Source organism: Actinokineospora guangxiensis (assembly GCF_042657845.1).
Classification (GTDB): domain Bacteria; phylum Actinomycetota; class Actinomycetes; order Mycobacteriales; family Pseudonocardiaceae; genus Actinokineospora; species Actinokineospora guangxiensis.
In genome coordinates, this window is sequence record NZ_JBHSKF010000004.1 from 70643 (window position 1) to 83243 (window position 12601).

Annotated in this window: 12 protein-coding genes and 1 riboswitch; of the genes, 7 read left to right on the forward strand and 5 right to left on the reverse strand. The window is 74.1% G+C overall.

The window, feature by feature from the left end; translation table 11 throughout:
• Position 1: 1 nt before the first annotated feature.
• From ACFPM7_RS10500 to ACFPM7_RS10510, 3 genes are read right to left on the reverse strand one after another with little or no spacing between them, the layout of a single operon-like run.
• Positions 2-715, reverse strand: a complete 714-nt coding sequence (locus ACFPM7_RS10500; RefSeq protein WP_378246504.1) for a methyltransferase domain-containing protein — start codon at positions 713-715, stop codon at positions 2-4.
• Positions 712-2763, reverse strand: coding sequence for a RecQ family ATP-dependent DNA helicase (locus ACFPM7_RS10505; RefSeq protein WP_378246506.1), 2052 nt, complete (start codon positions 2761-2763; stop codon positions 712-714). The genes ACFPM7_RS10500 and ACFPM7_RS10505 overlap by 4 nt, the downstream gene beginning before the upstream one ends.
• Before the next feature lie 15 nt (positions 2764-2778).
• A complete protein-coding gene (locus tag ACFPM7_RS10510) occupies positions 2779-3462 on the reverse strand; it encodes a nitroreductase family protein (protein WP_378246508.1) in 684 nt (227 codons plus the stop codon).
• Positions 3463-3655: 193 nt separating this feature from the next.
• Between ACFPM7_RS10510 and nadD the strand changes: the two genes are divergently transcribed.
• The 6 genes from nadD to ACFPM7_RS10540 all read left to right on the forward strand — a co-directional run bounded on the left by nadD (position 3656) and on the right by ACFPM7_RS10540 (position 8248).
• Positions 3656-4240: a nicotinate-nucleotide adenylyltransferase gene (nadD, locus tag ACFPM7_RS10515; RefSeq protein ID WP_378246510.1), complete on the forward strand. Its 585-nt coding sequence runs from the start codon at positions 3656-3658 to the stop codon at positions 4238-4240.
• Between the two features lie 88 nt (positions 4241-4328).
• Positions 4329-4715, forward strand: coding sequence for a ribosome silencing factor (rsfS, locus tag ACFPM7_RS10520; protein ID WP_378246512.1), 387 nt, complete (start codon positions 4329-4331; stop codon positions 4713-4715).
• Positions 4712-5326, forward strand: coding sequence for a histidine phosphatase family protein (locus tag ACFPM7_RS10525; RefSeq protein WP_378246514.1), 615 nt, complete (start codon positions 4712-4714; stop codon positions 5324-5326). Before rsfS ends, ACFPM7_RS10525 begins: the two co-directional genes overlap by 4 nt.
• Complete coding sequence (gene octT / locus ACFPM7_RS10530; RefSeq protein ID WP_378246516.1) at positions 5323-6027, forward strand: diglucosylglycerate octanoyltransferase; 705 nt, start codon at positions 5323-5325, stop codon at positions 6025-6027. Before ACFPM7_RS10525 ends, octT begins: the two co-directional genes overlap by 4 nt.
• Positions 6028-6052: 25 nt before the next feature.
• Positions 6053-6901 carry a DegV family protein gene (locus tag ACFPM7_RS10535; RefSeq protein ID WP_378246518.1) on the forward strand — a complete coding sequence of 283 codons (849 nt, stop codon included), beginning with the start codon at positions 6053-6055 and terminating at the stop codon, positions 6899-6901.
• Between the two features lie 63 nt (positions 6902-6964).
• The gene (locus ACFPM7_RS10540; protein ID WP_378246520.1) at positions 6965-8248 is read left to right on the forward strand and encodes a ComEA family DNA-binding protein; all 1284 of its coding nucleotides are present in this window, start codon (positions 6965-6967) and stop codon (positions 8246-8248) included.
• A gap of 242 nt (positions 8249-8490) precedes the next feature.
• Here ACFPM7_RS10540 and ACFPM7_RS10545 read toward each other — a convergent pair whose 3' ends face one another.
• Complete coding sequence (locus ACFPM7_RS10545; protein WP_378246522.1) at positions 8491-8766, reverse strand: hypothetical protein; 276 nt, start codon at positions 8764-8766, stop codon at positions 8491-8493.
• A gap of 18 nt (positions 8767-8784) precedes the next feature.
• Here ACFPM7_RS10545 and ACFPM7_RS10550 point away from each other — a divergent pair, with 18 nt between their 5' ends.
• Positions 8785-11166 carry a DNA internalization-related competence protein ComEC/Rec2 gene (locus tag ACFPM7_RS10550; RefSeq protein ID WP_378246524.1) on the forward strand — a complete coding sequence of 794 codons (2382 nt, stop codon included), beginning with the start codon at positions 8785-8787 and terminating at the stop codon, positions 11164-11166.
• Here the strand turns inward: ACFPM7_RS10550 and thrC are convergent.
• Positions 11075-12337 carry a threonine synthase gene (gene thrC / locus ACFPM7_RS10555; protein ID WP_378246526.1) on the reverse strand — a complete coding sequence of 421 codons (1263 nt, stop codon included), beginning with the start codon at positions 12335-12337 and terminating at the stop codon, positions 11075-11077. The genes ACFPM7_RS10550 and thrC overlap by 92 nt on opposite strands.
• An 11-nt stretch (positions 12338-12348) precedes the next feature.
• Positions 12349-12476: riboswitch (SAM riboswitch) on the reverse strand.
• Positions 12477-12601 lie beyond the last annotated feature (125 nt).

Sequence of the window (12601 nt, forward strand, 5' to 3'; positions counted from 1 at the left end):
ATCACCGCACCGCGCTGACGAAGAACGACGGCCAGGCGATCAGGAACCGTCCCTCCCGCCCGCGCAGCTGCTGATCGGCCAGCCACGCGTCGGCCGCCTCCCGCGTCACCTCGCCGGACTTCACCGCCGCCGACGCCAGCGCGTCCAACGACGGGACCATCGCCTCGTGGTCGGTGCTCACCACCGTCCGCACCTCGACATCGACGTCCCGGAAGCCCGCGTCGAGCAGCAGCGCGCGGAACCGGCGACCCGCGTGCCCTTCCCGCACCACCGACACCACCGCCCGCGGGATCTCCTGCGGGCCGTCCACCCCGACCATCCCGTAGTCCTGGCCGACGAGAACCGCCTGTCCGCCCGGCGCCAGGACCCGTCGCGCCTCGGCGAGCGCGGCCACGATGTCGGGCACCAGGTGCAGCACCCGGGACGCGCGGTACCCGTGGACTTCGCCGTCCCCCACCGGCAGAGCGTCGGCCGCCCCCACATGGAACTCGATCCCCGGATGACGCGAACGCGCTGCCGCGATGGTGGCCTCGTCCAGGTCCACCCCGATCACCCGGTGCCCCTCGGCCGCCAGTTCCGCGGCGGCGTGCCCCGCCCCGCACCCGACGTCCACGACCGCCGACCCGGCGGGCAGGGCCAGCATCTCCCGCACCCTCGCCCGCGCCTCGGCCATGCCGGGCAGCTCCTCGATGCGGTCGAGGTCGGAGAGGTTCACGTGGTCGTCGCCAGCGCGAACGGCAGGACGGCGTCCGCCCCGGCCTCCAGCAGCAGAGTCCCCGCGACGGTCATGGTCCAGCCGGTGTCCACCTGGTCGTCCACCAGCAGCACCGGCCCGGACACCGCCCCCCGCACCGTCGCCCCATTCCACAGCCCCGCCAGCCGCTGGGCGCTGTTGGCCCGCACGGCCCGCCCCACCACGACCTCGCCCAACAGCGGCAACCGCCCGATCCCCGAGATCCGCGCCCCCAGGTCCTCGACCAGCCGCGGCCGCGACTCCGAGGACACCGTCACCACCCCCACCGGCCGGCGCGACCACCCCCAGGCCGCCAGCACCTTCACGCAGCCGTCCACGACCTCGTCCGGCACGACGCCGTCCCCGCCCGCGAACAGCTCGCGCAGCCGGTTGCCCCACCCGATGTCGGTCAGCCGCCCCAGCGCCCGCCCGACCTCCAGCGGCTGCTTGATCTTCCCCGACAGCGGCACCCCCAACGCCGCCATCCCGGTCGGCCACAGCTTCTTCGGCGGGATCTCCACCCCGGGCCGCCGCAGCCGCTCGCGCGCCGCCGCCACCCCGTCGGCCGAGACCTCGGCGCTCCAGCGCTTGCCGGTGCAGTTGTCGCACCGCCCGCACGGCGCGGCGTGTGGGTCATCCAGGGTGCGCAGGAGGAACTCCATGCGGCAGCCGTCGGTGCGCTGGTAGTCGATCATGGCCTGCTGCTCGTCGGCACGGGCGCCGGAGATGCGGCCGTAGCGGGACTCGTCGTAGGCCCACGGCTCGCCGGTCGAGATCCACCCGCCCTTGACCCGGCGCACGGCCCCGTCGACGTCGAGCACCTTCAGCACCATCTCCAGCCGGTTGCGCGAGAGCTCCACCCTGGGCTCCAGCGCGGGCGTCGACAGCGGCTTCTCCTCGTCGGCCAGCGCCGCCAGCACCTGCCGCACCACCGGTTCCGGCGGGAACGCCAGGGAGGCGAAGTAGGACCAGATGTCCTTGTCCTCAACGCCCGGCAGCAGGACCACGTCCGCGCGCTCCACGCCACGGCCCGCGCGGCCGATCTGCTGGTAGTAGGCGATCGGCGACTGCGGGGCGCCGACGTGCACGACGAAACCCAGGTCCGGCTTGTCGAAGCCCATGCCCAGCGCCGAGGTCGCCACCAGCGCCTTGACCCGGTTGGCGAGCAGGTCCTCCTCGGCGCGCACCCGCTCCTCGGTGTCGGTGCGGCCGGTGTAGGAGGCGACGGCGAAGCCGCGATCGCGCAGGAAGGCGGCCAGTTCGTCGGCGGCGGCGACGGTGAGCGTGTAGATGATCCCCGAGCCGGTCAGGGTTTCCAGGTTCTCGGCCAGCCACGCCAGCCGGGCCTGCGCGGTCGGCAGCTTCAGCACGGCCAGGTGCAGGCTCTCCCGGTCCAGCGCGCCCCGCAGCACCGCCGACGAGCCGAGCTGGGCGGACACGTCGCGCACGACCCGGTCGTTGGCGGTGGCCGTGGTCGCCAGCACCGGCACCCCGGCGGGCAGCTCGGTCAGCAGGGTGCGCAGGCGCCGGTAGTCGGGGCGGAAGTCGTGGCCCCAGTCGGAGATGCAGTGCGCCTCGTCCACCACGAGCATCCCGGCCGAGGCCGTCAGCGACGGCAGGACCGTGTCCCGGAAGTCCGGGTTGTTCAGCCTCTCGGGTGACACCAGCAGGACGTCCACGTCGCCCGCGGAGACCTGCGCGCGGACCGCGTCCCACTCGTCCATGTTGGCCGAGTTGATCGTCGCGGCGTGCACCCCCGCGCGCGCCGCGGCCGCCACCTGGTTGCGCATCAGCGCCAGCAGCGGCGAGACGATGACCGTCGGCCCCTGGCCCAACTCCCTCAGCAGGGCCGTGGCGACGAAGTAGACCGCCGACTTGCCCCACCCGGTGCGCTGCACGACCAGCGCCCGGCCGCGGTCGGCGACCAGCGTCCTGATCGCCGTCCACTGGTCCTCGCGCAGCCGGGCGCCGTCACCGGCCAGGGCGCGGAGCCGTTCCTCTGCCGCCGCGCGCAGTGCCTGCTCGTCCACGCCCCCCTTGATACCTCACACGCGCACGAGCACCTGCTCCAGGTCCTTGCGCACCAGGTCGGGGACGGTCGCGTCCTCGGCCGGATAGCCGACCGGGATGACGGCGAACGCCTTCTCGTTGCGCGGGCGGTTGAGCACTTCGGACAGGAACCTCATCGGGCTGGGCGTGTGGGTGAGCGCGGCCAGCCCGGCCAGGTGCAGGGCGGTCAGCAGCATCCCGACGGCGATGCCCACGGACTCGTCCACGTAGTAGTGCTTGTGCTGCTCCTCGCCGTCGAGGAAGTAGCGCTGCTCGAACACCACGATCAGGTACGGCGCGTCGGTCAGGTGCGGCTTGTTCTGGTCGGTGCCCAGCGGGCGCAGCGCCGAGATCCACTCCTCGCCGAGGCGGCCCGCGTAGGAGACCTGCTCCTCCTTCTCGGCGGCCTCGCGGATGCGCGCGCGCACGTCCGGGTCCTGGACCAGCACGAACGTCCACGGCTGCTGGTGGGCGCCCGACGGCGCGGTGGAGGCCACGGCGATCGCGTCCACGACGACCTGCTCGGGGACCGGGTCGGGGGAGAACGCGCGCACCGTGCGCCGTTGGTCCATGCGCGCCCGCAGGTCGGCGGCGGTGCGCAGCGAGTCGTCGGTGCCCATGCGCTCCGGCCGGTACGGCACCGGCCGGTAGGGCTGATCGTGCATCGGTTCCCAAGCCATGGGCAGAGTGTCGCAAGCCGACGGGTGCGACAGCTCATACCGAAAGGTCATAGGACGGCCGTCATGAACCGAACGGTGGCACGTCCGCACTGGTGAGGCCGCCGCAGGGGAGCGGCCGACGGCGCGATCTCCCGACGCCCCCCGCGGGAGATCGCGCCGAAACCCGGCGGCGCAGGCTCTACGCTTCAGCGCTATGGCACGGCGCATCGGGATCATGGGCGGCACGTTCGACCCGATCCACCACGGCCACCTCGTCGCCGCCAGCGAGGTCCAGGCCCGCTTCGCCCTGGACGAGGTCGTCTTCGTCCCCACGGGCCAGCCCTGGCAGAAGAGCGACCGCGAGGTCAGCCCCGCCGAGGACCGCTACCTGATGACGGTCGTGGCGACCGCGTCCAACCCGCGCTTCTCGGTCAGCCGCGTCGACATCGAGCGCAGCGGCGCCACCTACACCGTCGACACCCTGCGCGACCTGCACGCCGTCGAGCCGGACGCCGAGCTGTTCTTCATCACCGGCGCCGACGCCCTCTCCCAGATCCTGTCCTGGCGAGACGCCGAGGAGCTGTTCACCCTCGCCCACTTCGTCGGGGTCACCCGACCCGGCTACGACCTGGCCGACACGCACCTGCCCACCGGGTCGGTCAGCCTCATCGAGGTCCCGGCCATGGCCATCTCCTCCACGGCCTGCCGCGAGCGCGTCGCCAAGGGCGAGCCCGTCTGGTACCTGGTGCCCGACGGCGTCGTCCAGTACATCTCCAAGCGCGGGCTCTACACCGGCTGAGGCCGCACGGACGGCTCAGCGCGGGCACACGCCCGGCCTGCGGGTACCCTCGACGGGTTGCGTCCGCGAGATCCGCAGAAGGAGTGCCGTGGCAGCCACGGAGCAAGCCCGCGAGTTGGCCCTCGTCGCAGCGGCGGCGGCCGCTGACAAGAAGGCGACCGACGTCGTCGTGCTCGACGTGTCCGCCCAGCTCGTCATCACCGACTGCTTCGTGATCGCCTCGGCGGCCAACGAGCGCCAGGTCGGCGCGATCGTCGACAGCGTCGAGGAGAAGATGCGCGAGGCGGGCACCAAGCCCGTCCGCCGCGAAGGCGCCCGCGAGGGCCGCTGGGTGCTGCTGGACTTCGTCGACGTCGTCGTGCACGTCCAGCACGCCGAGGAGCGCTCGTTCTACAGCCTGGAGCGGCTGTGGAAGGACTGCCCGAGGGTGCCGTTCGACGCGGGCCCGCCCGCCGAGGGGGACGACGCCACGTGACGCTGCGCAGGATCGTGCTGTGGCGGCACGGCGAGACCGACTACAACGCCACCGGCCGCATGCAGGGCCACCTGGATGCCAACCTGACCGAGGTCGGCTGGAACCAGGCGCGCTTCGCGGTGCCCGCGTTGATCCGGTTCGCCCCCGACGTCGTCGTCACCTCCGACCTGCGCCGCGCCACCGACACCGCCACCGTCTTCAGCACGGCCAGCGGTGTGCCGATGCGGGTGGACAAGCGCTTGCGCGAGACCCACCTCGGCCTCTGGCAGGGCAAGACGTCCGCCGAGGTCGACGCCGAGTACCCGGGCGCCCGCACGACCTGGCAGACCGACCCGACCTGGGCCCCGCCCGGCGGCGAGGCCAGGGTCGAGGTCGCCGCCCGCGCCGCCGAGGTGGTCGCCGACCTGGACGCGGGCGAGGACGAGACGGCGCTGCTGTGCGCCCACGGCGGCCTGATCAGCGCGCTGACCGCCCACCTGCTGAACCTGCCGGTGCAGTGCTGGCCGCTGCTGGCCGGCGTCGGGAACTGCCACTGGACCGTGCTGGCCCGCCGCGAGGCCAACGGCGACGCCTGGCGACTGATCAACTACAACGCGGGCATCACCGGGTGACCACCCTGCTGGTGCTGGGCGACTCGCTGGCCTTCCACGGCCCGGACGGCCCGTGCCCCGCCGACGATCCCCGCCTCTGGCCCAACCTGGCCGCCGCCGCGCTCGGCGGCGAGGCGGAGCTGTTCGCGGGCTTCGGCTGGACCGCCCGCGACGCTTACTGGGCACTGGTCGGCGACCCCCGCCTGTGGCCGGTGCTGCCGCGCGCGTCCGTGCTGGTCCTGGGCGTGGGCGGCATGGACAGCCTGCCGTCGCCGCTGCCGACCTACCTGCGCGAAGGCATCCGCTACCTGCGCTCGGACGCAGTCCGGCGGCGCGTGCGCGCCGCGTACCTGCGTGCCGTGCCCGCCCTCGCCGGGGTCAGCCGCAGGGTGGCGCTGCCCCCGGGCGAGACCGTCCGATACCTGGACAGGACGCTGACGGCCGTCCGCGCGCTGCGCCCGGACATCCCCGCTGTGGCCGCGCTGCCGTCGGTGCACCGCGCGGCAGGCTACGGCGGCGTCCACCACGGGCGGGAGGCCACAGCGCGCGCGCTGCGCGGCTGGTCGGCCTCGGCGGGGGTGCCGCTGCTGGACCTGTCCGAGGTGGTGGGCGACCACGTGCTCAGCGGCCAGGGCAATCCCGACGGCATCCACTGGGGCTGGACCGGCCACGAGCAGGTCGGCAAGGCCTTCGCCGAGCTGATCGGTCCTCTGCTGGACTGACCGCCAGCGGTTAGGCTCACCCACCGTGCCGTTCGCCGTAGTCACCGACTCCACCGCGTACCTCCCCGAGGGCTTCGCCGACCGGCACGACGTCCACGTCGTCCCCCTCACCGTCCACGTCGACGACCGCACCGGCCGCGACGGCATCGACATCGGCCCGGACGAACTGGCCAAAGCCCTGCGCGAACACCGCACGGTGACGACGTCGCGCCCCAACCCGGAGGAGTTCGCCACCCGCTACCGCGACCTGCTGGACTCCGGCTGCGACGGCATCGTGTCGGTGCACCTGTCCAGGGACCTGTCCGGCACCTGGGAGTCGGCCAGGCTCGCGGCGGCCGAAGTGGACCCGGCGCGGGTGCGCGTCGTGGACTCCCGCACCATCGCCATGGGCTTGGGCTTCGCCGCCCTCCAAGCCGCCGCCGTCGCCTCGTCGGGGGCGGGCGGCGAGGAGGTGGAGGCCGCCGCCGTGGCCGCCGCCGCCCGCACCAGGTGCACCTTCGTCGTGGAGACCCTCGACTACCTCCGCCGAGGCGGTCGCATCGGCGCCGCCGCCGCCCTGCTCGGCACGGCCCTGGCCGTCAAACCCATCCTCCACGTCTCCGACGGCGGCATCCAGCCCCTGGAGAAGGTCCGCACCACAAGCCGGGCCCTGGCCCGCCTGGTCGACCTGGCCGAAGCGGCGTCCCGCGAACTTCCCGCAGGCACCCTCCGCCTGGCCGTGCACCACCTCGGCGCCCCCGACCGGGCCGCCGAGCTCGCCGCCAGGGTGGACGAACGCATCCCCGGCTCGGCGGGCTGCTTCGTGAGCGAGGTCGGCGCGGTCATCGGCGCCCACACCGGGCCCGGCGTCCTGGGGATCGCCGTCTGCACCTGAGTTGTCCACAGGCCGCGATTTCTCCGTGGCCGCCGGGGATCGCGGCCTCCTACCGTCGATCTCATGAAGACGAAGACCACCGTCGACGAAGCCCTCGCCCGCCTCGGCCGCGCCATCGATCGCCCGTGGGACAACGGCACCCTGCCCTCCTATGCGGACCGAGAACCGCCGCTGGCCCGATTCCTCAACCGCTGGACCAAACCCGCCGACCAGCATTCCGGTGGCCGTCCCGAGTACACCCGTGTCACCACCCCGTCCCCCGCCCCGTCCCCCACCCCGTCCCCCACCCGTCGTCCTGAACGCGACTCGTCGGCCTTCACCGGCGTCCTCCCTGACGTCCGCCCGACCCGGAGGAGCATCGCCCCAGCAGCCCTGTCAGGCACCGCACAGGCCCGCGCCGCCGTGGCGGCCCATTCGCCCGACGCCACCGACACCTCCCCGGACCTGGTGCCCGCATACCCCACCCGCGACCCCGACGCGCTCGGCCAACCGGAACCTCCCGCCGGTGAACCGAGTTCCCGGTCCCGCCACAGCTCCAGCACATCCGTGCCCACCGACCGCTTCCCCGCCCTGACCGCGGCCGACCTCGGCCTGCCCTCCCCGGGGAACACCCACCACCCCCGAACCCCTCATCCCTTCGACGGCGACCGCCTCGACCACCTCGACCCCGCGCCAAGCCACATCCCGGCAACCAGCACCTCCCGCGACTGGGCGCCCGGCGATCGAACCTCCCGCGACCCCGAGTTCGACCTGGACCCCGAGTCCGACATGGACGCACCCCAACCGCAGCGACCACGCACGCCGTTCGCCCGTGTTCCCCGCTTGGCCGCCATCGTCGCCGTGGTCGCGGGCGCACTCCTCGCGGGTCTGCTGCTGCTCCCCGGCAAACCCACCGCCGCCGAGCCGCCCGCCTCCGCCCCGCCTGCCGTCGAGCAGCCCGCGCGCACCATCACCGTCGACATCCAAGGCAAGGTCGCCAAGCCCGGAGTCCGAGACCTCCCCGCGGGTTCCCGCGTGATCGACGCCATCGAAGCCGCCGGCGGCGCCCTCCGCGGCGCGAACACCTCCTCCCTGAACCTGGCCCGCCCACTCGCCGACGGCGAGCAGATCCACGTGGGCACCCCGCCGCCCGACGCCGATCCCGCCGCGCCTCCCCGCACCAATCTCAACACCGCCCCCGTCCACCAGTTGGACGCACTCCCCGGCGTGGGGATCGTCACCGCCCAGCGCATCGTCGAGTTCCGCAACCGCAACGGCACCTTCACCAGCGTCGACCAGCTCCGCGAGATCGAGGGCATCGGCCCCAGCCGCTTCGCCAAGCTCAAGGACCTGGTCACCGTTCACTAGCCCGCATGCCAGCGCCCCGACGACGATAGGAAGCCAATGCCCGCCAGCCGCTTCTCTCTGACCACTGTGGACAACACTCGCACCCCGGCAGCTCCGGTGACCGATGCGCGCCCCGCGCGCCGACCTCCGGACGTCACCGCCGCACGCCCGCACCTGCCCGTCGTCCAGGCGCGCTGCACCGGTCGCGGCGCGTGCGCGCCTGCCGCGCAGTGCCCGCCGCACTTCCCGTCACCCGGCCGCGCTCACCGCCGAACGTGGTTCCGAAAGCGCGCTCGGCCTGTCGCCGACATCGAGTCGCTGGCCGCTGCCGCCGGGGTGCTCACCGTCGCGGCGTCCTGCCCCACCCACGGCGACGCGGCCCCGCCCCTGGTCCTGATCCGCTCGACCACGCCACCGTCGACATCGCCCACCACGCCCGCCCCGGAAGCGGCCAGGTACTGCGCGAACGCCGCGCCCAGCTCGCGGCCCGACACCGCGTCCAGCGCCCCCGGCCGTCCTGTCCTGCGTCTCGTCCCCACCTCCCGCGAGGACACCCCATGCCCCGCCCCGACTGGCGTCTCGTCCCCGCCGCGGCAGCGCTCTGGCTCGCGGCGTTCCTCGGCTACCTCCTCCACTGGGCACTCGCCGCGGCGGTGGGTCTGGCGGCTGCCGCCGTGGCTGTGGTGCTCCTCGTCCGGGCGCGCACGTCCCAGCGGGTGCACCCTGGCTGGCCGCTGCTCGTCGCCGGGGTGCTCGCCGTGCTGCCGGTGTCCGAGCGGCTGCGCGAGGCCGCGACGGACCCGCTCCGGGAGCTGGCCGCCGCCGGGGCGGTCCTGGAGTTCCGCTTCGAGGTGGTCGAGCGGCCTCGGCCCATCCGGGCCGCTGGCTATGGGGCTACGCCGTCCGGTGTCAGCGGGGTCGTCATCGCCGGGAGGGCCGTGGGAGAGCCCAGTGGGGGCGCCGTCGTCGTCTTCGCCCCAGCCGACCAGTGGGTCGACCTGCTGCCAGGTCAGCACGCGACGGCGACAGCGCGGCTGGCTCCGGCCGAGGAAGGCGGCCTGACAACGGCGGTCGTCAAGGTCCGCGGTCCTCCCTCCGATGTGGACCCTCCTGGCGCCGCGCAGCGCGTCGCCGCGGAGCTGCGGCAGGGGCTCAGGGACGCCGCGCGGGCGGTGCTCGGGCCTGAGGCGGCCGGGCTGCTGCCCGCGCTCGTCGTGGGCGACACCGACGGGCTGCTGCCGGAGGTCCGGGCCGACTTCGACACCGCGGGGATGACGCACCTGCTGGCCGTCAGCGGGGCGAACCTAGCGATCGTCGGGTTCTTCGCGCTGCTGCTGGTGCGGCTGTTCGGGGCTGGGCCGTGGGTGGCGTCGGCGGTGGCCGCGGCGGCGATGGTCGGGTTCGTGGTGCTGGCCGGGCCGGAGCCGAGCGTGCTGCGGGCGGCCGTCATGGGGCTGATCGGGCTGCTGGCGCTGGCGCTCGGGCGGGAGAAGTCCGCACTGCCCGCCCTCGCCGTCGCGGTGCTCGGGCTGGTCGCGGTCGACCCCGGGATGGCGGTCGCGTTCGGGTTCGTGCTGTCCGTGCTCGCCACGGCGGGGCTGGTGCTGCTGGCCCCGAGGTGGGCCAGGGCGCTGGAACGCAGGCGGGTGCCGCCCGGGATCGCCGAGGCGCTGGCCGTCCCGGCGGCCGCGCAGCTGGTCACCGCGCCCGTCGTGGCGGGCATGAGCGGGCAGGTCAGCCTGGTCGCCGTGGCCGCCAACCTGGTGGCCGCGCCGGTCGTCGCGCCCGCGACGGTGCTGGGTGTGCTGGCCGCGCTCGTCACTCCCGTGTGGACGTGGGGTGGGCAGGCGCTCGTCACGGTCGCCGGACCGGAGACGCGGTGGCTGATCGCCGTCGCCGAACACGCCGCCGGGGTGCCGGGGGCGGCGCTGGACTGGCCGTCGGGGTGGTGGGGCGGGTTGGCCGCGGCGGCGGCGATCGCGGTGCTCGCGGTGGCCGTGCGGCTGCCGAAGGTGCGGGCGCTGGTCGCACTCGGGCTCGTCGGGGTGCTGCTGGTGGTCGTGCCGGTGCGGGTGGTGCTGCCGGGGTGGCCGCCGCCGGGGTGGGCGGTGGTCGCCTGCGACGTCGGGCAGGGCGACGCGGTCGTGCTGGCCACCGCCGACACCGGGCGGGCCGTGCTGGTCGACGCCGGGCCGGAACCCGGGCCGGTGGGGGACTGCCTCGACCGGCTCGGTGTGAGGAGCCTGGCCGCCGTCGTCTTCAGCCACCTGCACGCCGACCACATCGGCGGGCTGGCCGCCGGGCTGGAGCGCGACCCCGCCGCGGTCGTGGTCGGGCCGGGGCGCGCGCCCGGCTGGGCGTGGGAGCGCGTGCGCGGGGCCGCGGCCGACGCCGCGGTCCCGGTGGTGGAGGTGACCGCGGGCAGCCGCTTCGGCTGGCCCGGACTGACGATCGATGTGCTGCACCCGGAGGAAGGAGGCGCCCAAGCGGCGGAACTCGACGGCAGCGAGATCAACAACGCCTCGCTGGTCCTGCTCGCGCACACGGCCGCGGGGCGGGTCCTGCTCACCGGCGACATCGAGCTGGGCGCGCAGGCCGAGCTGGTGGCAGGCGGTGTCGACCTGGGCGCGGCCGTGGTCAAAGTGCCCCACCACGGCAGCCGGTACACCGATGAGGCGTTCCTGGCGGCGGTGGGCCCGGAGGTGGCGCTGGTCAGCGTCGGGCGGCGCAACCGCTACGGCCACCCGGCACAGGCGACGATGGACGTGCTCGCCCGGCTCGGCGCGCGCACCGCGCGCACCGACACCGGGGGAGACGTCGCCGTGGTGGGCGGGGTGCCGCTCGGGGTCACTTCCCGAGGGCGGCGCGCACCGCCGCGCTGCTCGGCGGGACGACCGCCTTGGGGCCGATGCGGTCCTCGACCGCGTCGAGGGTCTTGAGGCCGTCGCCGGTGATGAGCAGGACGGTCTCGGCGTCCGGGTCGAGCTGGCCCGACTCGATGAGCTTCTTCGCCGTGGCCACGGTCACGCCGCCCGCGGTCTCGGCGAAGATGCCCTCGGTGCGGGCCAGCAGGCGGATGCCCTCCACGACCTCCTCGTCGGTCACGTCCTCGACCGCGCCGCCCGTGCGGCGCACCGAGTCGAGCACGTACGGGCCGTCGGCGGGCGCGCCGATGGCCAGTGACCGGGCGATGGTGTCGGGCTTGACCGGGCTGATCACGTCCTGGCCCGCCTTGTAGGCCGCGGCCACCGGGGAGCATCCGGTGGCCTGCGCGCCGAAGATCCGGTACGGGGTCGCCTCCACGAGGCCGAGCGTGCCCAGCTCGCGGAAAGCCTTGTCCACCTTGGTCAGCTGCGAGCCGGAGGCCACCGGGACGACGACCTGGCCGGGCAGCCGCCAGCCCAGCTGCTCGGCCACCTCGTAGCCGAGGGTCTTGGAGCCCTCCGCGTAGTACGGGCGCACGTTGACGTTGACGAACGCCCAGTCCTCGTACTCCGCCGCCAGTTCGGTGGCCAGTCGGTTCACGTCGTCGTAGTTGCCGTCGACGGCGATCAGCGAACCGTCGTACACGGCGGTGGTGAGGATCTTGGCCCGCTCCAGGGAGGAGGGAATCAGGACAACCGAGTCCCAGCCCGCGCGCGCCGCCGCGGCGGCGACGGCGTTGGCCAGGTTGCCCGTGGACGGGCAGGCGAGGACGGTGAACCCGAGCGAGCGCGCGGCCGCCAGGGCGACGGCGACGACGCGGTCCTTGAAGGAGTGCGTCGGGTTGCCGGTGTCGTCCTTGACCCACAACGACTTCACGCCCAGTGCGGCGGCGAGGCGGTCGGCCTTCACCAGCCGGGTGAAGCCGGGGTCGGTGTTGGGGTGGGCCTGCACGTCCGGCGGCACGGGGAGCAGGTCGCGGTAGCGCCAGATCGACTTGGGGCCGGATTCGATGCTCTCCCTGGTCACCGCGCCGAACTCGTAGGCGACTTCCAGGGGGCCGAAGCACTCGGCGCAGGCGAACTCGGCGGCGAGGGGGACCTCATGGCCGCACTCGCGACAGGAAAGGGCGCGGGCCGGGCCGAGGTTCAGGGAGGTGGTGACTGGGGTTGTGTCCACAGCGGTCATCGCGAGGCAACTCCTCATCTCTCCCGCGTGCGCGGGTCGGAATTGGCACCGTGGTCGTGGCCTTCTCGTGGTCGAGATGGCACTTACGCCGGTTGCCGGGGCTTCGTCGGGCCGTTCCCTCTGCCCCTCTGGATGAGCGGTATTCAGTTGTGCGGGCCGCGATGCGACCTGCCGGACACGGTACGGCACCCGTGCGGGCGGCGGCCACGGCCGCGTCCACGATGCGAGAGACCTTGCGCTTCCCGCGGGCATGGCAGGATGCCG